The following is a 19,000-nucleotide window of genomic DNA, read 5'->3' as shown; positions in this document are numbered from 1 at the left end:
GTCGACATCGACAAGGAGCGTATCTCGCTCGGCATCAAGCAGCTCAGCGGCGACCCGATTTCTGCCCCTGCAGACGGCGGTACCGGCGTGAAGCGTGGCTCGATCGTCACCTGCACAGTTACCGAGATCACCTCGGGCGGGATCGAAGTCGAGTTCGGTTCACCGGCGATGAAATCCTTCATCCGCCGCTCCGATCTCAGCCGCGACCGGGCAGACCAACGTCCCGAACGGTTTGCTGTCGGCGACAAGGTTGATGCCAAGATCCTCACCATTGATCGCGGCTCGCGCCGTGTCACAATGTCGATCAAGGCACTCGAGATTGCTGAAGAAGCAGATGCCGTCGCACAATACGGTTCGGCTGATGCCGGTGCTTCGCTCGGCGATATCCTGGGTGCAGCCCTTGCCTCCTCGACCGCCGGCAAGACTGAAACCAAGGCTGAACCAGACGCAGAGCCCAAGGCGAAGAAAGCGGCACCTGCTCCGGCAGGCGACGCAGCATCGCTCGACGAGCGTGGCCGTCTGGCCGCGCCACAGGGTGATGCCGACGACCTGAAGCAGATCAAGGGCGTCGGTCCGGCGTTCGAGAAAAAGCTTCACGAAGCCGGTATCTTCCACTTCTGGCAGGTTGCCGCTCTCAATGAGGCTCAGATCACCGAGCTTGAAGAAGAGCTCAGCGTCCAGGGCCGGATGGAGCGTGACGACTGGAAGAGCCAGGCCGAAGCGTTCATGAACGAGGCCTGATACGGAGCGGGTAACCGCTTCCTAAATTCGACGAAATGTTTGCGGCGGGGGCCTAGCGCTCCCGCCGCAAATGCGTTTAATAACAACCACATGCTAAAGTCTGAACTCATCGCGAAACTCGCTTCGGAATACAGTCACCTCCGCCAGGAGGACCTTGAGCGTGTGGTCAATGTGATTCTCGACGAGATCGGCGAAGCCCTCGCCCGCGGCGACCGGGTGGAGCTGCGCGGCTTCGGCGCCTTCTCGGTTCGCAAGCGTGACGCCCGCAAGGGCCGCAACCCGCGCACGGGCGAGCCCGTCAAGGTGCCCGCAAAGGCCGTTCCCTTCTTCAAGGCCGGCAAGGAATTGCGCGCCCGCGTCAATGGCGGCGAAGATCCCGAAGCCAGATAGACTGCCCTCCGGCAGCTCCCCCTGCTGTTGAACCGGCTTGACCCTCAATTCGAATAGTAGGAATTATTTCCACTGGCGAGTGGGATAACCAACCTTAGGAGGGGTATACAATGTTCAAGGAATTCAAAGAATTTGCCATGAAGGGCAATCTCATCGACATGGCCGTCGCCTTTGTCATGGGCGGCGCTTTCGCAACCGTCGTAACTGCGTTCATTGAAGGCGTGTTCCTGCCGATCCTCGCGCCGGTCATGGGCGGCATCGATCTGGCAGCGCTGACTTACACGATTTCACCTGAAGTCCTCGACGCCGCTGGCGAAGTGGTTCAGCCCGCTGCGATCGTCGATATCGGCGCATTCCTGACCGCGCTGATCTCGTTCATCATCGTCGCGTTCGTGATGTTCATGATCATCAAGGGCATGAATTCGATGAAGAAAAAGGAAGAGGCTGCACCGGCAGAGCCGCCACGCCAGGAAGTCCTCCTCGAGGAAATCCGCAACCTGCTTGCTAAAGGCGCCAAATAGGCCGCCACAACGAGGTTCGTAAACCGTTAGGACTTTTTCCTTAAGGCTTACGATCAGTAGAGTACCAGGTAGAGTATGAGAGGGGCAGCCGATTGGCTGCCCTTCTTTTTGGCCTCAATACTCGTATTTCTCGATGCTCGTCATCTCGATCGTATAAGCCGCGTCCGCAAGATCCGAATTCTGTGTCTGCGTCAGCATCGTGCCTTCGATCCAGACCGCCTGAGCCAGGTCCTTCAGCTTGATCGGCGTGTCGGTCCTGACGAAAATCGTCTGGTTCGGCGGCGGTGGCGGCGAATGGATACAGGCCCCGAAATACGGCACCAGCAGGAATTGCGTGATCTCGGCTTTCGATCCGTATTCGAACGGCACCGTATAGCCGGGAATGCGCACCTTCACGCCGTTCAGCGCGTCAACTGTGTTGAACGTGCCGATCTGCACCGAAGTATCGGCAGCCGAGCCCTCGGCAATCGCGGCGCCGGAATAGAGCGTCGCCATTTGCGACTGGTACATCTGGGCCAGGCGTTCTTCCTCGCCCTCCGGCATCAGGTCTTCCCATCCGACGCTGAGAATGCCGCGCGCCTCAAGCTCCGCCTTGATTCGTGCGGCCTCGGCCGCCTTGGCGACGATTTCGGCATCCTTCTCGGCTTTCCGGGCGGCCTTCTCGGCATCGCCCTCGCCAATCTTGTCACCGACTTTCGGCCCGGCATTGGCCGTCGCAGCAGCTGGGGCTGAGGCCGTTTCCGGCACAGCGGTCTCACCACAGGCAACAACAAGCGCGAGCAGTATGGCGGAGGTCAGGATCAGGGGTTTTTTCATGGCTCTCTAAATAGGCTCCGGGGGCCGGTTCCACCAGCCGGTTTCAACGGTACAAATCATCACAGTTTCACAGACAGGCCATCGGCCAGTGAACGGCGGAACGCCGCCCAGGCCGGCACCATGCCGATCACCAGCGCGGCCAGCGTCACCGCCAGCAGCGTGTAGAGGTCAGTCAGGCCCGGCCCCGTCCCCGCCAGCGACACGCCATAGTGCGCCTCCACCATCGGCCCCGCCACCAGCAGGATCGCATGGATCAGGCCAATCCCCGCCAATGCGCCGAGGAATCCGACAAGTCCGGCTTCCAGCACCAGCAGGGCGAAGATATGGCCCGGCCGCGCGCCGACCGCGCGCAGGATCGACATCTCGCGCCGGCGCTCGTTCAGGCTCGTCAGGATAGAGGTCAGGATCGATACCAGCCCCACCGCGATGACAAACACCGACACCGCCATCAGCGCCCGCTCGGCAAACGCCGTCACGCTCCACAACTCGGCCAGCGCCGCGCCGGGGATGATCGCCATCAGCGGCTCGCCCTTGTTCGTATTGATCGCCCGGCGTGTCGTCAGGATCGTGCCCTTCTGGGCCAGGCCGACAAAGATCGCGGTCACGCTTTTCGGCGTCAGGTCGAAGCTGCGGATCATCGTCTCGTCGATCGAGTCCGAAAGCGGGTTCTTCGCGCCTGTCTCCCAGCCGACATGGATGGCGGTGATCGCTTCCAGCGAGACATGCACCGTGCGGTCCACCGGCGTACCTGTCGGTGCCAGGATACCCACAACCCGAAACGGCCGGTTCTCATGTCCGCCATCAAGGTTGGCCGTACCCAATCCGTGGCTCAATACCAGCGGCGAGCCGATCTCATGGCCAAGCTCGCGCGCCACATCGGCGCCGATCACGGCATCAAACACATCTTTGAACCGCTCGCCCTTGGCCAATACCAATGCCTGTCCCCGGCCATATTTGTAATGGTCGAAATACGCGTCCGTCGTGCCAAGCACGCGAAAGCCCCGGTGGCTGTCGCCCAGCGAAATCGGCACGGTCCAGGCAATGTCCGGACGTGCCGCGAGCTTCTCATAAGTGGGCCACGACACTTCCGCCGTCGCATTGCCCATCCGGAACACCGAATAGAGCAGCAGGTTCACCGTCCCGGTCGGCGCTCCCACAATCAGGTCGGTCCCCGAAATCGTATTGCCAAAGCCCTCCCGCGCCCCGGTCCGCGCCTTCTCGACGCCAAGGAACAAGGCGACCGACAGGGCCACGGCCACCAGTGTCAGGATCACCGAGCCCTTGCGGTTCATCAGGCTCTTCCAGGCAAGAGACAGGATCGCCCTCATGCGCTCACCCTCGCCCGGTTGATCTCGGCAAGGTCCACCGACCGATCGAACAACCGCGCCAGCGAGGCGTCATGGCTGACGAACAACAGGGCCGCGCCGGTGCGGGCGGCTTCTTCGGACAGGAGTTCAATGAACCGGTCGCGGGCATCGGAGTCGAGCGCCGAGGTGGGCTCGTCCGCGATCACGATTTCCGGCCCGCCGATCAGCGCCCGCGCCGCGGCCACGCGCTGCTGCTGGCCGACCGAGAGGTCTGACACACGGCGCGCCAGAAGGGCTTCATCGGTGAGCCCCAGACGGCCAAGCAGGCGCCGGGCCTCTGCATCGGCGTCGCCGCCAACGATCCTGCGCCGACGGCCCGAGAATTTCAGCGGCAGGGTCACGTTCCCCACCACAGAAAGATAAGGCACGAGATTGAACATCTGGAAGATCACGCCGAGATGGTCGGCCCGCATCCGGTCGCGCGCGGCGCTGGACAGGCTGCCAAGCTCGTGGCCCAGCACATTCACCCGCCCGGCATCCGCCACCAGAACACCGGCGATCACCCCGAGCAGGGTCGACTTGCCTGAGCCTGATGGCCCCCGCAGGAACAGGCGCTCGCCGCGCGCCAGTGTGAAGGCGGGCACATCAAGCACTGGCTCAGAACCCTTCCAGGCAAAGCGCAGGCCTTCGATCTGTATGGCAGGATCAGTCATTCAGCCGTTTCAGGGTCTAGCGTGTGGACAGTTCAGGATTTCCGGCCGTCAGCACACCGGCGACTTGTGTATCCCGACCGATGAAAACGGCATTGACCGTCTCGAATCCGGGGAACTCGCTGAACGCGTTCAGGCGGACGCCTTCAAGCTTCTCGATATCCGCGCAGGTAAAGGACAAGGTCAGCGTCAGGCCGCTATGGTCGCCCACTGTGCGTGTCTCGATATGGCGGTCGCCGGGCTGGCAATTGGCGCCGCCCTCGAAACTCACCAGCCCGTCGCCGATACCGGTGCTGACTTCCAGCGTGTCGGTATCGCCTTCACCGAGGCCGAAATTCGCCAGCGGCGCGTCCAGCGTCACCGTCAGGACATCGCCATCGACCGCCACGGCAAACTCGCCAGCGCCATGCACATGCGCCTCTCCGCCCGCAGACGGTTCCGCGATGTCGGGCGTTGCAGGAACCACCGGCGCAACCACTTCAGGCACAGGCACGTCGTCAGCAACCGCCTCTGGTGGCGCGGCAGGTTCGGGATCGCGGCCGCAGCCGACGAGACCCAGCATCGGAACGCCGATCATCAGGCACAAAAACACACGCGGTGAAGTAAACATCGTCAAAAGGCCTCCTCACGGCACACTGCAGGAAAACACGCAAACAGCAAATTTGTTCTCGCGATTTGAATAATGAGACTATATAACATTATCGCACAAGAGCACATCAACGCATTTCGCCGCAGCTTTGTCCTCTATTTCCTTTCCCGGCCCTGCGCGGCCCCCGTGAGACCGCTTTCCGACCTATGCTCCAGTCCATGCAGGCCCCCTTATTCTTCGGCTTGATCGCCGCCTTTGTGACGACGATCGCCCTGATCGCGGTTGCAGCGCGTGGCGACTGGAGCGCGCGCCATTCCGGCCTCTTCGCGCTGGCAGCGGGCGGCATGCTGGTGACGCTCAGCCTGCTTCACATCACGCCGGAAGCCTTCGCGCTCAGCCGGCATGCGCCTGCCCTCATCCTCACCGGCTTCCTCGGCGGGCTGTTGCTCAGTTTCCTGGTCCGCGTCCTGTTCCCGGAAGGCGGCGAAGAGGGTCACGCGGCTGCGGCCACACCAGTCATGGCGATCGCCCTTCATTCGTTCATCGACGGTGTGATCTACTCGGTCACCTTCGCCGCCAGCTTTTCCTCCGGCGTTTATGCTGCCGCATCCCTGCTGCTGCACAAGTTTCCCGAAGGCGTGATCGCCTTCGCGATCCTGCGACGCCATGGGTTCGGCAATCGCCGGTCCTTCCTCTTCGCGTTCCTCGCTGCTGCGGTCACGACCCCGCTGGGCGTTATCGCCTCAGTACCCTTCATGTACGGGCTCGGGGCCGAATCCGTCGGCAACCTTTTCGCCATCTCGGCCGGCCTGCTGCTCTATGTGGCAACCGGCCCGCTGATGGAGCCATTGAAGGAAGAGCCGCCCCTGCGCAGCTTCCTGTCGCTTGGCGGCGGCGTCCTGATCGCGGTCCTGATTGCCGTCCTGCCCGTGCATGGCCCGGACCATTCGCCCCATGATGGGGCGTTAGGCACGCACGAGCTGCTGGACACGGGCCCATGAGGGCACTGGTCGGTCACCTGCTCGCTGCGCTGGCCTGCGTCATGGTTATCAGCACGACCGTCCCGCTTCAGGCCCACGCCCATCCCGAAGACGAGCTTTGCGGCCCAAACGGCGGCATGGATCCGGCGCTCTGCCGTGAACTGGCGAAACTCGACCGGAAAAACGCGGTACCTGAAAAGCCCGTGTCCGACACGGTGTCAGAGCCAGATGAGATGAACCTGGACCGGTCAGGCTTTGCCACGTTCGGCTTCTATATCCACATCGGATTCCAGCACATCCTGCCGGGAGGCATGGACCATATCCTGTTCGTCCTGGCCCTGTTCCTCTCCAGCCTGCGCGTCAAATCCCTGCTCTTCCAGATTTCGGCATTCACCATCGCCCATACCGCCACGCTTGGGCTGGCAGCCTCCGGCGTAATCACGCCGTTCCCCGGAATCGTCGAGCCGCTGATTGCGCTGACAATCGCATGGGCCGCGTTCGAGAACATCCTTTTCAAGGACACGATGGCCTGGCGGCCCTTGCTCGCTTTCGGCTTCGGCCTGATCCACGGCATGGGCTTCGCCGGTGCCTTCGGAGATCTCGGCCTGCCGGGCAATGTCTTCCTGCCCGCCCTGCTCGGCTTCAATGTCGGCGTGGAATTCGGCCAGCTCGCGGTGATCGGCATGGCCTTTGCAGCGTCGCTCTACTTCAAGGGCGTTCTCAGTCGGGCCGGTCAGATGCAACTCTACCGGCCGGTCCTGGTCTGGCCCGTCTCAGCCGCCATCGGGGCAACCGGGCTCTGGTGGGCGATTGAACGGGCTTTCCTGCAGGGTTGAGAATTCCCCTTGTCGGTATAGCAAGGACGGTTCCAATGACTCAGCCCCGCTTCGCCCTCAAACTCGCTTCGGCGGTCATCGCTTCAGGTGTCAGCACCCTGATCGGCTTCACGCAATATGCCCACGGCGAAAGCACCTGCGGATTGTCCGAAGCCGGACGTTTCCATGAAGCGATCACAGCCCCGACCGAGGAAGGCAGCCCCGCCTATTTCCTGCGCACGTCCGAAGCCTTCATCGACACCTGCCCCGACCGCCTGGAGATCCGTGAGGCTCATGTCATCGCCGCGCGCGCAGCCGTTGACCTCGGAAATGCCGAGCGCGCCGCCGCCCACTATGACGCGGCAATCCAGGCCGGCGCGCGACTCAAACCCTCGGCGCGCATGGACCAGTCGGTTGCCCTCATGCTCACCGGCAACTCATCCCGCGCCCGCGAGGCCCGCAATATCGCCGTTTCCGACTGGCTGGCCGGACTCGATGCCACAGATGCGGCAAGCCTCTCGGCCCACAAGCATTCAGGCGGAACGATCTATTCGGTCCGCTACACGAGCCCCAAGGCGCGTTCCGGCGTGAGCGCGCTCTGGCTGGCCGTGCCTGCAGGCGATGGCCTGCCTGCCGCCATCCTGATCCGCAACGCGCCGCAGCAGGCGGCCTGGCGCGCCATCCGCACGGGCGGGGCGCCTGCGCCCCTCATCGTTGCCGAACAGCTGACCTGCCGGAAATCCACACTTCTCGGCGACGTCACAGAGGACATGACCTTGGACGCGTTGGAGCGCGGTGCGACGGGCGACCTGATGGCCTATCTCAAGAAGCCCGACAGCGCCGAAAAGACGCCGGAGGGCGAACCCCTCGCCGCCTGCCTCGGCCTCAGCCGCATGCTGCACGTCCCCGGGTTCGCTGAAACCGCCATGCTCCGCTAGACCGGCAGTTCGGTCGTGTTCTTCAGGCATTCCATTGCGAAGGTCGCGCTGACATCAGCAATATCAACGCGCGCGATCAGCACCTTGTAGACCCGGTCATAATCTTGGACGCTGCGCGCCTGCACTTTCAGCAAATAGTCGACTTCGCCGGCCATCCGGTAAAACTCCACCACTTCCGGGATCGTCCGCACGGCGTCGGCAAACCGCTTCAGCCAGTCCGCCGAATGGTCGCGCGTGCGGATCGCGACGAAGATCGTCTGGTTCAGCCCCAGCTTTTCCGGATCGATCAGCGCGACCCGGCGTGCAATCACGCCGCTATCCTCCAGCCGTTTGACCCTGCGCCAGCACGTATTGGTCGAAATGTCCGCCCGACCCGCCAAGGATTCGAGCGACTGGGTGCCATCCGCCTGCAAGGCGCGCAGGAGAATCCGGTCTACATCATCTAATTTTTCTTCCATTCCAGACAATTACCGAATATTTTACCCATATTCCAGCGAATAAGTTGCAAAATTGCGATGCATTTTGATGGCCGCCATGTGAATCTCCCCATTCTTGCAAATGGAGCTGACCCCCATGCCGCCTATTGCCCTTGCCGCAATCGACAGAGTTTCCCGCGCCCGCATGGTGCCAGCCACCGCCCATCCGCGCCTGCGCGCCCTCGCCAGCCTCATCGGCCGTACGCCGCTCCTCTCGATCCACCTGCGCTATCGCGGCGTCGAGCGCGTCATCCATGCCAAGGCGGAGCACTACAATCTCACCGGCTCGATCAAGGACCGCATGGCCCTTTCGATCCTCAGCCGCGCCATCTGTTCCGGCGCGCTGCGCCCGGGCGACACGATTGCCGAGGCGACCAGCGGCAACGCCGGTATCGCGCTCACCTCGCTCGGCCGGGCGCTCGGCCACAAGGTCGACATCTACATGCCCGACTGGATGAGTGACGAACGCAAGGCGCTATTGCGCAGCCTCGGCGCCGATCTCCATCTCGTCACCCGCGAAGAAGGCGGCTTCATCGGCGCCATTGCCGCCACCGAGCAACTGGCCCGGCGCCAGGACGGCGTCTTCCTGCCCTGCCAGTTTTCCAATTGCGACAATGCCATCGGCCATTGCGACACGACCGGGCCGGAACTGCTGAAGCAGATGGCCCTGCTCGGCCTCGCGCCAGACGCGTTCGTGGCCGGTGTCGGCACGGGCGGCACGGTCATGGGCGTTGGCCGGGCCCTGCGCGCGGCTGTGCCCGGTGTGAAAATCCACCCGCTGGAGCCGAAGGAATCCCCGACCCTGTCGACGGGTCACAAGATTGGCAGCCACCGCATCCAGGGCATTTCCGATGATTTCATCCCGGCCATCGTCGATTTCGCGGAATTGGATGACGTGATCGCCGTCTCGGATGGCGATGCGATCCTGATGGCGCAGGCGCTGGCCAGCGAACTCGGTCTGGGCGTCGGCATTTCCTCAGGCGCCAACCTGATTGGCGCCCTGATGGCGGCTGAGCGCCTCGGCCCGGACGCTGCGGTCGCGACCGTCTTCTGCGACGACAACAAGAAATATCTCTCGACCGCACTGGCCGGTAGCGAGCCGGTGAAGGAAGGCTATCTCAGCCCCGAGATCGAACTGCTCGGTTTTGAAGCCACATGCTGCCCGGCCTGATCTGACACATCCCTCAGAGCGTACGCAACTTCCTCAGCCGGAAGGCGAGGACGATCATCAACGCGCCGAATACGAGTGCCCAGAGGGCAATCAGCCAGATCAACGCCAATGCACCCGCACCCGGAGCGATCAGGAGGGCGGCACCGAACAGCACTGACAGAATACCTGACAGGATCAGAAGCCATTCATTCTCTATTTCGCGGCGTACACGGATGGCCAGCACGATTGCGACGATGCCGCTGAAAATGGCCCACCAACCGATGACGAAAACCAGCACAATCGCCGTCAGGCCCGGCCAGGCCATGGCAATCACGCCGGCGCCAATGCCAAGAACGCCGTTGAGCAGCAAAAGCCAATAGCGTGAAACACCACCCTTGAAGGCCGCGCCGACCAGGAAGGCGCCATCCATGATCACGTAGACACCGAATACGATCATCAGTGTCTGAAGGCTGATCTCCGGCCACGCGAAGCTGAGAATGCCGAACAGGACCGCCGCAATACCGCGCAGCAGCATGGCCCACCAGGTCACAGTCAAAAACTGCTCGATAATGGTATCAGGGGAAGCATCAGCGGCCGCCATCGTCACTCTCCATCATAGCAGGCGCGAACGACCCGCCCAGCTTGTGCATAGTAACGCATCTGCGGGGATCGGTCAGGCGAGGCTGACGCTTCAAATCCGCGCAGCCGCGACGTCCTTCGCCTCAGCTTCAGCTTTCACATCGATGAAACGGCGCGTGAATTGCGTCACGCGCGGCACGATCTCCGTACGGAAGCGGGCGCCGTTGAACACGCCATAATGGCCAACACCGGGCTGGACATAGTCCGCCTGCATGTCTTTGGGGATATTCGTGCAAAGGTCATGAGCCGCCTGCGTCTGGCCGATGCCGGAAATGTCGTCCAGCTCGCCCTCGACCGTCATCAGGGCGATGTCACGGATCGCCTGCGGCTTCACGAGGCGTGTCCCGCGATACTTGTAGATGCCGCGCGCAAGATGATGTTCCTGGAACACGCGCTGGATGGTCTGCAGGTAGAATTCCTCGGTCAGGTCGAGCACCGACAGGTACTCGTCATAGAATTCGCGGTGCTTGTCGGACCCGTCGCCGTCGCCTTCAACAAGGTGATTGAAGAATTTCCACTGCGCATCGACATGCTTGCCCCAGTTCATGTGCATGAACGAAGCGAGCTGGACAAAGCCCGGATAGACGCGGCGCATCACACCCGGATAAGGGCCAGGCACGGTTTGGATCATGTTCTCTTCGAACCATCCGAACGAGCGCTCTTCGGCCAGTTCATTCGGCACGGTCGGGCTGCGGCGGGCATCGATCGGCGAGCCCATGAACGTCATCGACGCCGGACGGGCCGGATCGTCATCCTCGGCCATCATCGACAGCGCTGCCAGCACGGGCGGTCCCGGTTGGCAGACGCCAAGCACATGCGCGCCGCCGCCGATCTGGGTCAGCATCTTGCGGATATGGTCGATATAATCGTCAAGATCGAACCGGCCCTGCCAGACAGGCGCCATGCGCGCGTCAGACCAGTCGGTGATGTAGACGTCATGATGTGGCAGGAACGCTTCAACCGTCCCGCGCAGCAAGGAAGCGTAATGGCCCGACAGCGGTGCCACGATCAACATGCGCGGCAAGGGCGGCGATCCGGGCTTGCGCACGGCGGCCAGCTGGTCCGGGTCCTTCTTGAAATGCAACAGGGTGCACCAGGGCGAGCGCCAGGCGACCGTCGGCGTCACGTCAATTGGGGCACTGTTGACCCGGACGGTGTCGATCCGCCATTCCGGTTTGCCATAATAGCGCGTCGAGCTTTCAAACACATCGGCGAAGGCGGCGAGCGACTTGCCATAGTCTGTCTGGCCGAGCGGGTTGAGCGGGGACCGGAGGGCGGCCCGGCCAGCCTTTGCGGCCAGTCGCATTGGCGCCATTGCCACGCGGTTCATTTCGACAAGTGAGTAAAGCATCGCGTTACAAACCTTTCATGCTGCATTGCAACATAAGTACAACATTCCCGAGTGGCAAACGGATTCACCAGACGGGCGTTCAGGCAATTGCGCGCCCGATTGGTTGAATTTGTGTAAAATTTTCGAGCCGTGATCGCCGGACGATTAACGAGCGGCTGTTTTAATTAAGCCTTCAGGGAGGACGACCGCATGTTTCTCAAGTGCGCAGCTAACCCGCATCGTGCCGGCCGCATGACGCGAGCCCTGTTCATGGAGCACGTTCCAGGACAGCGTTTCGCCATCGACGCCGAAGAATTGCACAAGCGCCCCGAACTCCTCAACGCGTTCGGACGCAACATGTATGTGCGATTCCGCGTGCTCGACGCCTTTGCCTACCTGATCTGCCTGATCGGTGTTCTGGCCACGTTTGCCGTGGTCTGGTGGGCCTTCATACCGGGCCTTGCCATCTGCGTGCTGATGCTGGGCGCCAATCGCAAATCCGCAGGCGAAATCGCGCGCAAGGCCGCAACCCGCTCTGTCGACGATTTCCGGGCCCTTCACGAGATGGGCTGTCTCTGGCTGGTCTATGCCTAGATCCCGATCAGGCCGAGAATGCCCGCAATCACGGCAATCAGCATGAACATCAGCGACAGGCTGACGGAAACCGCCCGCTGATCCTTCCGGCGGGTTTTCACGCCCTTCGGATTCTTGCCTTCCTTCGGCGCCAGCATCAGGCGCGTGGAAAAGAAGCCAAACGCTGCCAGCGCCGCGGTCACCGCTGCCGCCCAGCTTGTTGCCAGCATGAACAGGGCCGCCGCCGCCAGCATGATCGCGGCAATCGGCGTGGCCGTCTGGTGCAGCAGTTCGCGCACATGCCGGTCGGCCCGGCTGCCATCCAGCTTGTCAAAGCTGCAATTGGGCGAGGCAATGGTCACGACCCAGCCTGCACCAATGGCCATGGCGCTGGCGGCAACGCCCAATCCACCTGCATAATGCTGTATTTCTGCGATCATGTGCTGATAATGGTCGGATTCGCACGAGCACGGAAAGCGATTTCAGCGCCGCCGGGTGCCAATGAGACGGAGAGATCATGCGCCCCATCCTTATCCGCGGTATCGTGGTGGCCATTCTGGTCGGCACAATCCTGACCCTGATCAACCAGTTCGAACGCGTCATCGCCCTCGAAACGCTCAATTGGTGGAAGATGGGACTCAGCTATCTTGTGCCCTTCTGCGTCTCGGTGTTCAGCGCGCTGGCCGTGAAACCGGAATAGGGGGTCACCCCACGCTCAGCGCCAGGATACGACTGATCGCTGCGCGCGGCAGGCCGCTACCCGAGTGCCAGTGATTGATCGCCGACTGCACCTTGCCAAGGTCGCGCTTGCTGGTCGCCACGGGCTTGTCCAGCACACCTTCGCGGACCAGCGCCGCGCAGACGTCGCGCGACGTGATCCATGCGTCCCAGCCGCAGAAGCGCAGAAAATACTGCCCCGTCGCCCCGCCCAGCCGCGACCCGCGCCTGTTCAGCTCAGCCATGAGGCCGACCTGGTCACCTGCGGGCCAGGCCGCGAGGAACGCGCCGAACCCGCCTTCCGACTGCTCGATCCCGGCGACCATCCTGGCATTCTCGAGCGTTGCCTTGATCTTCTGTCCATTGCGCACGATCCGCGTGTCCGACACGAGGTCGTCCATCATCTCGTCGCCGAAGAAGGCGAGCTTGGCCGGATCGAAGCCCTCGAACGCCGCCTCGAACCCGCCCCACTTGGCGTCGATGACCTTCCAGTTGAACCCGGCATTGAACACGCAACGCGTCATCACCGACAAGAGCCGGTCAGCCGGCACCTTGGACAGGTCGGCCTGCGCATGGCCGTTCTCCGCCTGTTTCAATACGGCCACCTGCCCGCCATGATGCCCGGCGGCCAGGTGCAGGATCGGAACAAGCGGACGCAAGGGCCGTCCTCCTAGCCGAGGGCAATCTCATAGACCTTGGCATAATCATCGGCCGTCATCGTGCGCGGATTGCCGAAATGCGCGAGGTCTTTCAGGGCATATTCGACAATGCCGGGGCCGTCCGCCGCCGTCAGGCCAATATCAGACAGGGTTTTCGGAATCCCGATGGCATCGTTCAGGTCCTGGATCGCATCGCCGAGATCGGCTTTGGGCCTCAGGCCCATGGCCAAGCGAAGACGCACGTATTTTTCGTCCGCTGATCCGTCATGGAAGCGCAGGATATGCGGCAGGAAGATCGCGTTCAACGTGCCATGGTGCAGCTTCTTCTCGTGCAGGCGACCGGCCGCATGGCTGAGTGCATGCACGCCGCCCAGGCCTTTGACGAAGGCCAGCGCGCCTTCATAGCTCGCCATCATCATGTTCCAGCGCGCCTCCGGATCACTGCCATCCTTGACCGCCTTGACGAGCCAGCCGCCGCCCAGTGCCCGTGTGGCGCCGTCATAGCCAATGCCCTCGGCGGGCGGGTTCACGGTCGGCGTCAGCACCGCCTCGATACAATGGGTGACGGCGTCCATGCCGGTCGCCGCCGTCATGAAAGCCGGAAGGCCGAGCGTCAGGTCCGGGTCGCAGATGGCTGTCGACGGAATCAGGAAAGGTGAGGCGAAGGTCTCCTTGCGGCCATTCTCCATCGTCGTGATCATGCCGATCGAGACTTCTGAGCCTGTACCCGCCGTGGTCGGGATGGCGATCAGTGGCGGGATCTTGTGGATCTTTTTCGCGCCGCCGATGATGGCCGCATAGTTTTCAAGCGGTTCGTCATGCGACGCCATCAGGCCGATGGCCTTGGCATGGTCCATCGACGAGCCGCCGCCGAGCGCGATGATGCCGTCTGCGCCGCTATCCTTGTAGGCCTGCGTCGCAATCTTCGCCTGCTTTTCCGTCGGATTGGCGACTGTCTCGGCGAAGATGCCGGCAGGCGTGCTGCCCAGCGCCGCAATCACCTTGTCGAGAATGCCCGCAGCCTTGATGCCGGGATCGGTCACGATAAAGGCCCGCGTGATGCCAAGCTTCTTCGCCGTGACCTCCAGTTGCTTCAACGCGCCGGAGTCAAAGATGCAGGGCGTAAGAAAATTGATGACGGGCATGAGCGATATCCTGTGATGGCCGTTTCCGGCATGGGTCTGACGGGCATGTTCATCGCTCGCGCCGACAAGTTCAAGCCTGCCGCAAGGGGAAAGGCCCTGCCATCACGCCGCACCAGCCATCCGGGACCAGGGCGCAATTCCCCAATATTTGATCGACTGGCGTCCCCCGCAATCGGGACTACTACCTAGAAGCGCGCACATGCCGCGCGGCGTGCAACCGCGCGTCAAAACGGGCAATTACCGGCGCAAAATCAAAGGCCTACATCAGCCGCATTGGAACACACATTGCGGGGTACAGACCAATGAAAAAGCTACTCATCACCGCCCTCATGGCGAGCGCAGCATGGACCGGCGTCAGCGCCACGGCCCACGCCGAAGACAGTCCTTGGATGCTGCGGGCACGTGTGCTCGGTGTCCTGCCGGATGAAGCTGGTACGCTGAAAGCCGGCGGCGCGACCCTGCCCGGCGACGTCGATATTTCCGACCAGTATGTGCCGGAATTCGACATCACCTATTTCTTCAACGAGCATATCGCGGCGGAACTCATCCTCGCCGTCACGCCGCATGACGTGAAGGCCGTCAACGTCACCGTACCCGGCGCGCTGACCGACGCGACGGTTGACCTTGGCGACGTCTGGCTGCTGCCACCCACTTTGACGGTGCAATATCACTTCACCGAAATGGGCCAGTTCAAGCCCTATGTCGGCGCAGGCGTGAACGCGACCTTCTTCTTCAACGAGGACGAAGGCCCGGTCGCCGACGGGATCTCCTATGATTCCAGCTTCGGACCCGCCCTTCAGGCCGGGTTCGACTATGACCTTGATGGCGAGCCCGGTGGCTGGGCTTTCAACGCCGACATCAAGAAAATCTGGATCAACACAGACGTCAACGTCAACTTCACCACGGCGCTCGGCACCCATGTGAATGCTGACGTCGATATCGACCCGCTCGTTGTCGGGGTCGGCTTCGGCTACAGGTTCTGACAGCCCGGCGACCGGCCTGCCTCCCGATGGGCCGGACCCGCCAACTCAAACCGCGCCAGCAATGGCGCGGTTTTTTTGTGCATTGAAAACATTGCACACCCTCCCCGTGCCTGTAGAGATTGCCGCCATGAGCATTCTTTCCGTGAAAGACCTGAAGGTCGATTTCGATACGCCCGACGGCATCGTGAACGCCGTACGCGGCATCAGTTTTGACGTCGCTGAAGGTGAATGCCTCGGCATTGTCGGTGAAAGCGGCTCCGGCAAGAGCCAGACGGCCCTCGCCGCGCTCGGCCTGCTGGCTGGAAACGGCACCGCCACAGGTCATATCGACTTTGATGGCACCAATATGCTGGACGCGCCCATCGAGACCCTGCGCAAGATCCGCGGTGCAAAAATGTCGATGATCTTCCAGGATCCGCTGACCAGCCTGACGCCGCACATGACCGTCGGCGCGCAGATGCGCGAAGTGCTGGCCCTTCATAAGGGCCTGAAGGGCGAGGACGCTGACAAACGGTGCGTTGAATGGCTGGAAAACGTCCGCATTCCGGAAGCCGCTCGCCGCATGGACCAGTTCCCGCATGAACTGTCCGGTGGCATGCGCCAACGTGTCATGATCGCCATCGCCATGCTGTGCGGCCCCCGCCTGCTGCTGGCGGACGAGCCGACCACGGCGCTTGACGTCACCGTGCAGGCCCAGGTCCTCGACCTGATGAACGACCTGAAGCGCGATACCGGCACCGGCATTGCCCTCATCACCCATGACATGGGCGTCGTCGCCCGCATGTGCGACCGCGTCATCGTCATGCGCCATGGCGAGATTGTCGAACGCGGCAGCGTCGACGACATCTTCTACAAGCCCCAGCACCCCTATACGAAAATGCTGCTCGAAGCCGTGCCCCGGATTGACCAGCCTGACCGGCGCGGCAGGCCGACACTCGGCCCTGCCCCCGATCCCGCCGTGAAGCCCGTGCTCGAAGTCGATGACATGAAAATCCACTTCCCGATCCGCGTCAAAGGCGGCCTGTTCGGCAAGACCAAGCCCCTGAAGGCCGTCAACGGCGTCTCCTTCGACCTGCGTCCCGGCGAAACTCTTGGCGTCGTTGGAGAGTCCGGCTGCGGCAAGTCCACGCTCGCACGCGGCGTGCTGCGCCTGATACCGCCCACTGATGGCACCATCGCCTGGCTCGGCAAGGACATCACCAAGGCGGGCAAGTCCGAAATGGACGCCCTGCGCGACGATCTCCAGATCGTCTTCCAGGATCCGCTCGCCAGCCTTGACCCGCGCATGACCATCGGTGCCTCGATTGCCGAGCCGCTACAGGTCCACGAGCCCCGCCTCAGCCGCGCCGAGCGCGACCAGCGCGTCCAGGCCATCATGCCCCGTGTCGGCCTCGACCCGGCCCTGATCAACCGCTATCCGCACGAGCTGTCCGGCGGCCAGAACCAGCGCGTCGGCATTGCCCGTGCCATGATCCTGAAACCGAAACTGGTGATCTGCGACGAGGCCGTTTCTGCCCTCGACGTCTCCGTGCAGGCACAGGTCGTCGACCTCCTGATCGAGCTGCAGAAGGAATTCGGCCTCGCCATGAACTTCATCAGCCACGACCTCTCGGTCGTGCGTGAGATCAGCCACCGGGTCATGGTCCTCTATCTCGGTCGCGTCGTCGAACTGGCCGGACGCACCGCCATCTACGAGGATGCCCGCCACCCCTATACCAAGGCCCTGATCGCCGCCGTGCCGGCTGCCGACCCGAAGCTCGAGCGCACCCGTGAGCGCATCAAGCTGACCGGCGACCTGCCAAGCCCGCTCGACAGCCGTGCCCCGCTCCGATTCCTGAAATCCAAACGCATCGATGACCCGGACGCCGAGCAATACCAGCCCCAATTGGTCGAGATCGCGCCCGGCCATCTCGTCGCTGAGCATGACGCTGTCTTGGGCAGCGAAGGTCTCCACATCGGTTAGGCGTTCGCGCCAAGGCTGCATCCAACTGAAAATACACCTAGGCCGCGTTCCAGAAGTTGGACTAGAATGTCGTGAAGGACGTTCACCTGCTGCAAATACACCGTAGGGCCCGCTGACGCGGACTTATGTGAATGAGGTTCGACCCATGGACGACACCACGAACCGCCGCCTGGATCGCGCGCCCTTGGGCGAAATCGACTTCCTGCAGGTCTTTGCCGCGACCCCGACACCCCTGATGATGGTTGATCGGGACCTCGCCATCGCGTTCGCCAACGAAGCCTATCTTGAAACCACGGGCTGCACGATGTCCGAAATCCAGGGCCGTTACGTATTCGAGGCCTTTCCGGAAACCGAGGAACGCATGGCGCTCTTCGAGGCAGCTTTTCGCAAGGCGCTCGCCGGCACGCCCAACGAGTTGACCACGGAACCCTTTGCCATTCCCATCGACGGTGGTGGCACGCGCGAGATTGTATGGACCTGCACACATGAACCCATCCGGGATGCGCGTGGCGACGTCGCGTTCGTCCTCCAGAACGCCCTCGACATCACCGAAAAGTACAATAGTGAAAAGGCAAACCAGGTCCTGATGCGCGAGCTCGACCACCGCGTGAAGAACTCACTGGCCACCGTGCAGGCTGTCGCGCGCATGTCGCTGGTCGACTCCAAGACCATGCAGGAAGCGCGCGATGACCTGCTCGCCCGCATGCACGCCATGTCAGAGGTCCAGAACCTTCTGGTGGAGAAAAACTGGAACGGCTCGCACGTCGCAGCGGTCTCTGCCAATGCGATGAACCCGTTCGGCTATGATGCGGACGCTGCCGGCAGGATCACCCTCGACGGACCGCATGTCACCGTCACGGCCAAGCAGGCGCAGGCCCTGTCCATGGCGCTGCATGAACTCGCGACGAACGCATCGAAATACGGCGCCCTGTCGAATGATGAGGGAACCATTCACATCGGCTGGACGTATGAACAGTCAGGAAATGGGCATTTCGCCCTGACCTGGCGGGAGTCAGGCGGTCCGGAAGTACGCAAGCCCACCCGCAAGGGCTTCGGGACCACGATGCTTACCCGCATCCTTGCGCAGGAAATCAACGGCGATATTTCGCTTGAGTACAATGCTGACGGCCTGGTTTGCACGATGGAGGGTTGGCTCGAAGACAGGACATAACAGTGACCGCAAAACGCATATTCATTGTCGAAGATGAAGCCATCCTGCTCTGCGACCTCGAAGACATTGTCCTCCTCCTCGGCTTTGACCTTGCCGGCAGCGCCACCAGCCTCGACCAGGCCATGGATTTCCTGGCCTCCGGCCCGAAAATCGACCTCGGCCTCCTCGACCTCAATCTCAACGGGGAACCGAGCGACCCGGTCGCCGACCATCTCCTCGCTGCCGGCGTCCCCGTCCTCTTCGTGTCAGGCTATGGACGCCGCGGCCTCGCCGAGCGCTTCGCCGACTGCCCGGTCCTTCAGAAGCCCTATGATGAACAGAAGCTGGCCGCAGCACTTGAACTGATCCTCAACACGCGCGACTGAGCCACCGCACGGGATCCCCCGC

23 protein-coding genes are annotated in these 19,000 nt (G+C 62.4%); 13 read left to right on the top strand and 10 right to left on the bottom strand.

The genetic code is table 11. The features are described 5' to 3' along the window. The 3 genes from AADA04_RS14625 to mscL form a co-directional block, all read left to right on the top strand. The coding region (locus AADA04_RS14625; RefSeq protein WP_340694016.1) for a S1 RNA-binding domain-containing protein at positions 1-741 on the top strand (741 nt) is incomplete at its 5' end. Between the two features lie 39 nt (positions 742-780). Then, on the top strand, positions 781-1,131 hold the full coding sequence (locus AADA04_RS14620; protein ID WP_340694015.1) for an integration host factor subunit beta: 351 nt from the start codon (positions 781-783) through the stop codon (positions 1,129-1,131). A gap of 110 nt (positions 1,132-1,241) precedes the next feature. Continuing rightward, entirely contained in the window at positions 1,242-1,652 is a 411-nt protein-coding gene (gene mscL / locus AADA04_RS14615; protein WP_340694014.1) for a large conductance mechanosensitive channel protein MscL, read from the top strand. Positions 1,653-1,766: 114 nt separating this feature from the next. On the opposite strand, the gene AADA04_RS14610 is transcribed toward mscL, so the two are convergent. The 4 genes from AADA04_RS14610 to AADA04_RS14595 are packed head-to-tail and all read right to left on the bottom strand — an operon-like array spanning position 1,767 to position 5,095. Further along, positions 1,767-2,468 (bottom strand): DUF3299 domain-containing protein, encoded by a 702-nt coding sequence (locus AADA04_RS14610; protein WP_340694013.1) that lies wholly within the window; start codon positions 2,466-2,468, stop codon positions 1,767-1,769. 59 nt (positions 2,469-2,527) lie between these two features. Next, positions 2,528-3,796, bottom strand: a complete 1,269-nt coding sequence (locus AADA04_RS14605; protein WP_340694012.1) for an ABC transporter permease — start codon at positions 3,794-3,796, stop codon at positions 2,528-2,530. Beyond that, the gene (locus tag AADA04_RS14600) at positions 3,793-4,488 is read right to left on the bottom strand and encodes an ABC transporter ATP-binding protein (RefSeq protein ID WP_340694011.1); all 696 of its coding nucleotides are present in this window, start codon (positions 4,486-4,488) and stop codon (positions 3,793-3,795) included. Before AADA04_RS14600 ends, AADA04_RS14605 begins: the two co-directional genes overlap by 4 nt. A gap of 16 nt (positions 4,489-4,504) precedes the next feature. Continuing rightward, complete coding sequence (locus tag AADA04_RS14595) at positions 4,505-5,095, bottom strand: DUF2796 domain-containing protein (RefSeq protein ID WP_340694010.1); 591 nt, start codon at positions 5,093-5,095, stop codon at positions 4,505-4,507. Positions 5,096-5,292: 197 nt separating this feature from the next. Between AADA04_RS14595 and AADA04_RS14590 the strand changes: the two genes are divergently transcribed. The 3 genes from AADA04_RS14590 to AADA04_RS14580 are packed head-to-tail and all read left to right on the top strand — an operon-like array spanning position 5,293 to position 7,807. After that, a complete protein-coding gene (locus AADA04_RS14590; RefSeq protein WP_340694009.1) occupies positions 5,293-6,075 on the top strand; it encodes a ZIP family metal transporter in 783 nt (260 codons plus the stop codon). After that, on the top strand, positions 6,072-6,890 hold the full coding sequence (locus tag AADA04_RS14585; RefSeq protein ID WP_340694008.1) for a HupE/UreJ family protein: 819 nt from the start codon (positions 6,072-6,074) through the stop codon (positions 6,888-6,890). Before AADA04_RS14590 ends, AADA04_RS14585 begins: the two co-directional genes overlap by 4 nt. Positions 6,891-6,925: 35 nt before the next feature. After that, positions 6,926-7,807 carry a hypothetical protein gene (locus AADA04_RS14580; RefSeq protein ID WP_340694007.1) on the top strand — a complete coding sequence of 294 codons (882 nt, stop codon included), beginning with the start codon at positions 6,926-6,928 and terminating at the stop codon, positions 7,805-7,807. On the opposite strand, the gene AADA04_RS14575 is transcribed toward AADA04_RS14580, so the two are convergent. Beyond that, positions 7,804-8,265: an Lrp/AsnC family transcriptional regulator gene (locus AADA04_RS14575; RefSeq protein WP_340694006.1), complete on the bottom strand. Its 462-nt coding sequence runs from the start codon at positions 8,263-8,265 to the stop codon at positions 7,804-7,806. The genes AADA04_RS14580 and AADA04_RS14575 overlap by 4 nt on opposite strands. 115 nt (positions 8,266-8,380) lie before the next feature. Here AADA04_RS14575 and AADA04_RS14570 point away from each other — a divergent pair, with 115 nt between their 5' ends. After that, complete coding sequence (locus AADA04_RS14570; RefSeq protein ID WP_340694005.1) at positions 8,381-9,454, top strand: PLP-dependent cysteine synthase family protein; 1,074 nt, start codon at positions 8,381-8,383, stop codon at positions 9,452-9,454. A gap of 13 nt (positions 9,455-9,467) precedes the next feature. Here the strand turns inward: AADA04_RS14570 and AADA04_RS14565 are convergent, their stop codons facing one another. Then, on the bottom strand, positions 9,468-10,034 hold the full coding sequence (locus AADA04_RS14565; RefSeq protein WP_340694004.1) for an HdeD family acid-resistance protein: 567 nt from the start codon (positions 10,032-10,034) through the stop codon (positions 9,468-9,470). Between the two features lie 90 nt (positions 10,035-10,124). Next, complete coding sequence (gene phaZ, locus AADA04_RS14560) at positions 10,125-11,423, bottom strand: polyhydroxyalkanoate depolymerase (protein WP_340694003.1); 1,299 nt, start codon at positions 11,421-11,423, stop codon at positions 10,125-10,127. Between the two features lie 189 nt (positions 11,424-11,612). Between phaZ and AADA04_RS14555 the strand changes: the two genes are divergently transcribed. Next, positions 11,613-11,996 carry a hypothetical protein gene (locus AADA04_RS14555; protein ID WP_340694002.1) on the top strand — a complete coding sequence of 128 codons (384 nt, stop codon included), beginning with the start codon at positions 11,613-11,615 and terminating at the stop codon, positions 11,994-11,996. Here the strand turns inward: AADA04_RS14555 and AADA04_RS14550 are convergent. Continuing rightward, the gene (locus AADA04_RS14550; protein ID WP_340694001.1) at positions 11,993-12,415 is read right to left on the bottom strand and encodes a hypothetical protein; all 423 of its coding nucleotides are present in this window, start codon (positions 12,413-12,415) and stop codon (positions 11,993-11,995) included. The two genes, AADA04_RS14555 and AADA04_RS14550, sit on opposite strands and share 4 nt — an antisense overlap. Positions 12,416-12,492: 77 nt before the next feature. Here AADA04_RS14550 and nrtS point away from each other — a divergent pair, with 77 nt between their 5' ends. Further along, entirely contained in the window at positions 12,493-12,675 is a 183-nt protein-coding gene (gene nrtS, locus AADA04_RS14545) for a nitrate/nitrite transporter NrtS (protein ID WP_340694000.1), read from the top strand. A gap of 4 nt (positions 12,676-12,679) precedes the next feature. Here nrtS and AADA04_RS14540 read toward each other — a convergent pair whose 3' ends face one another. Continuing rightward, on the bottom strand, positions 12,680-13,351 hold the full coding sequence (locus AADA04_RS14540) for a DNA-3-methyladenine glycosylase I (protein WP_340693999.1): 672 nt from the start codon (positions 13,349-13,351) through the stop codon (positions 12,680-12,682). 11 nt (positions 13,352-13,362) lie between these two features. Continuing rightward, a complete protein-coding gene (locus AADA04_RS14535; RefSeq protein ID WP_340693998.1) occupies positions 13,363-14,496 on the bottom strand; it encodes an iron-containing alcohol dehydrogenase in 1,134 nt (377 codons plus the stop codon). A gap of 302 nt (positions 14,497-14,798) precedes the next feature. Between AADA04_RS14535 and AADA04_RS14530 the strand changes: the two genes are divergently transcribed. The 4 genes from AADA04_RS14530 to AADA04_RS14515 all read left to right on the top strand — a co-directional run bounded on the left by AADA04_RS14530 (position 14,799) and on the right by AADA04_RS14515 (position 18,978). Further along, the gene (locus AADA04_RS14530; RefSeq protein WP_340693997.1) at positions 14,799-15,479 is read left to right on the top strand and encodes an OmpW family outer membrane protein; all 681 of its coding nucleotides are present in this window, start codon (positions 14,799-14,801) and stop codon (positions 15,477-15,479) included. A 127-nt stretch (positions 15,480-15,606) separates the two neighbouring features. Next, the gene (locus AADA04_RS14525) at positions 15,607-17,442 is read left to right on the top strand and encodes an ABC transporter ATP-binding protein (protein WP_340693996.1); all 1,836 of its coding nucleotides are present in this window, start codon (positions 15,607-15,609) and stop codon (positions 17,440-17,442) included. A gap of 145 nt (positions 17,443-17,587) precedes the next feature. Next, the gene (locus AADA04_RS14520) at positions 17,588-18,613 is read left to right on the top strand and encodes an HWE histidine kinase domain-containing protein (RefSeq protein ID WP_340693995.1); all 1,026 of its coding nucleotides are present in this window, start codon (positions 17,588-17,590) and stop codon (positions 18,611-18,613) included. Positions 18,614-18,615: 2 nt separating this feature from the next. After that, positions 18,616-18,978, top strand: a complete 363-nt coding sequence (locus AADA04_RS14515; protein ID WP_340693994.1) for a hypothetical protein — start codon at positions 18,616-18,618, stop codon at positions 18,976-18,978. Positions 18,979-19,000 lie beyond the last annotated feature (22 nt).

It is taken from the genome of Hyphomonas sp. (genome assembly GCF_037969335.1).
In the GTDB taxonomy this organism is placed as follows: Bacteria; Pseudomonadota; Alphaproteobacteria; order Caulobacterales; family Hyphomonadaceae; genus Hyphomonas.
The sequence above is the reverse complement of the archived record's forward strand: the minus strand, read 5'-3'. Positions and strand labels throughout refer to the sequence as shown.

Coding starts and splice junctions, on each gene's coding strand:
- AADA04_RS14570 (WP_340694005.1), top strand. CDS start 8,381: ATGCCGCCTATTGCCCTTGCCGCAATCGACAGAGTTTCCCGCGCCCGC.
- AADA04_RS14550 (WP_340694001.1), bottom strand. CDS start 12,415: ATGATCGCAGAAATACAGCATTATGCAGGTGGATTGGGCGTTGCCGCC.
- AADA04_RS14520 (WP_340693995.1), top strand. CDS start 17,588: ATGGACGACACCACGAACCGCCGCCTGGATCGCGCGCCCTTGGGCGAA.
- AADA04_RS14580 (WP_340694007.1), top strand. CDS start 6,926: ATGACTCAGCCCCGCTTCGCCCTCAAACTCGCTTCGGCGGTCATCGCT.
- AADA04_RS14595 (WP_340694010.1), bottom strand. CDS start 5,095: ATGTTTACTTCACCGCGTGTGTTTTTGTGCCTGATGATCGGCGTTCCG.
- AADA04_RS14610 (WP_340694013.1), bottom strand. CDS start 2,468: ATGAAAAAACCCCTGATCCTGACCTCCGCCATACTGCTCGCGCTTGTT.
- phaZ (WP_340694003.1), bottom strand. CDS start 11,423: ATGCTTTACTCACTTGTCGAAATGAACCGCGTGGCAATGGCGCCAATG.
- AADA04_RS14555 (WP_340694002.1), top strand. CDS start 11,613: ATGTTTCTCAAGTGCGCAGCTAACCCGCATCGTGCCGGCCGCATGACG.
- AADA04_RS14590 (WP_340694009.1), top strand. CDS start 5,293: ATGCAGGCCCCCTTATTCTTCGGCTTGATCGCCGCCTTTGTGACGACG.
- nrtS (WP_340694000.1), top strand. CDS start 12,493: ATGCGCCCCATCCTTATCCGCGGTATCGTGGTGGCCATTCTGGTCGGC.
- AADA04_RS14525 (WP_340693996.1), top strand. CDS start 15,607: ATGAGCATTCTTTCCGTGAAAGACCTGAAGGTCGATTTCGATACGCCC.
- AADA04_RS14600 (WP_340694011.1), bottom strand. CDS start 4,488: ATGACTGATCCTGCCATACAGATCGAAGGCCTGCGCTTTGCCTGGAAG.
- AADA04_RS14535 (WP_340693998.1), bottom strand. CDS start 14,496: ATGCCCGTCATCAATTTTCTTACGCCCTGCATCTTTGACTCCGGCGCG.
- mscL (WP_340694014.1), top strand. CDS start 1,242: ATGTTCAAGGAATTCAAAGAATTTGCCATGAAGGGCAATCTCATCGAC.
- AADA04_RS14575 (WP_340694006.1), bottom strand. CDS start 8,265: ATGGAAGAAAAATTAGATGATGTAGACCGGATTCTCCTGCGCGCCTTG.
- AADA04_RS14605 (WP_340694012.1), bottom strand. CDS start 3,796: ATGAGGGCGATCCTGTCTCTTGCCTGGAAGAGCCTGATGAACCGCAAG.
- AADA04_RS14585 (WP_340694008.1), top strand. CDS start 6,072: ATGAGGGCACTGGTCGGTCACCTGCTCGCTGCGCTGGCCTGCGTCATG.
- AADA04_RS14565 (WP_340694004.1), bottom strand. CDS start 10,034: ATGGCGGCCGCTGATGCTTCCCCTGATACCATTATCGAGCAGTTTTTG.
- AADA04_RS14530 (WP_340693997.1), top strand. CDS start 14,799: ATGAAAAAGCTACTCATCACCGCCCTCATGGCGAGCGCAGCATGGACC.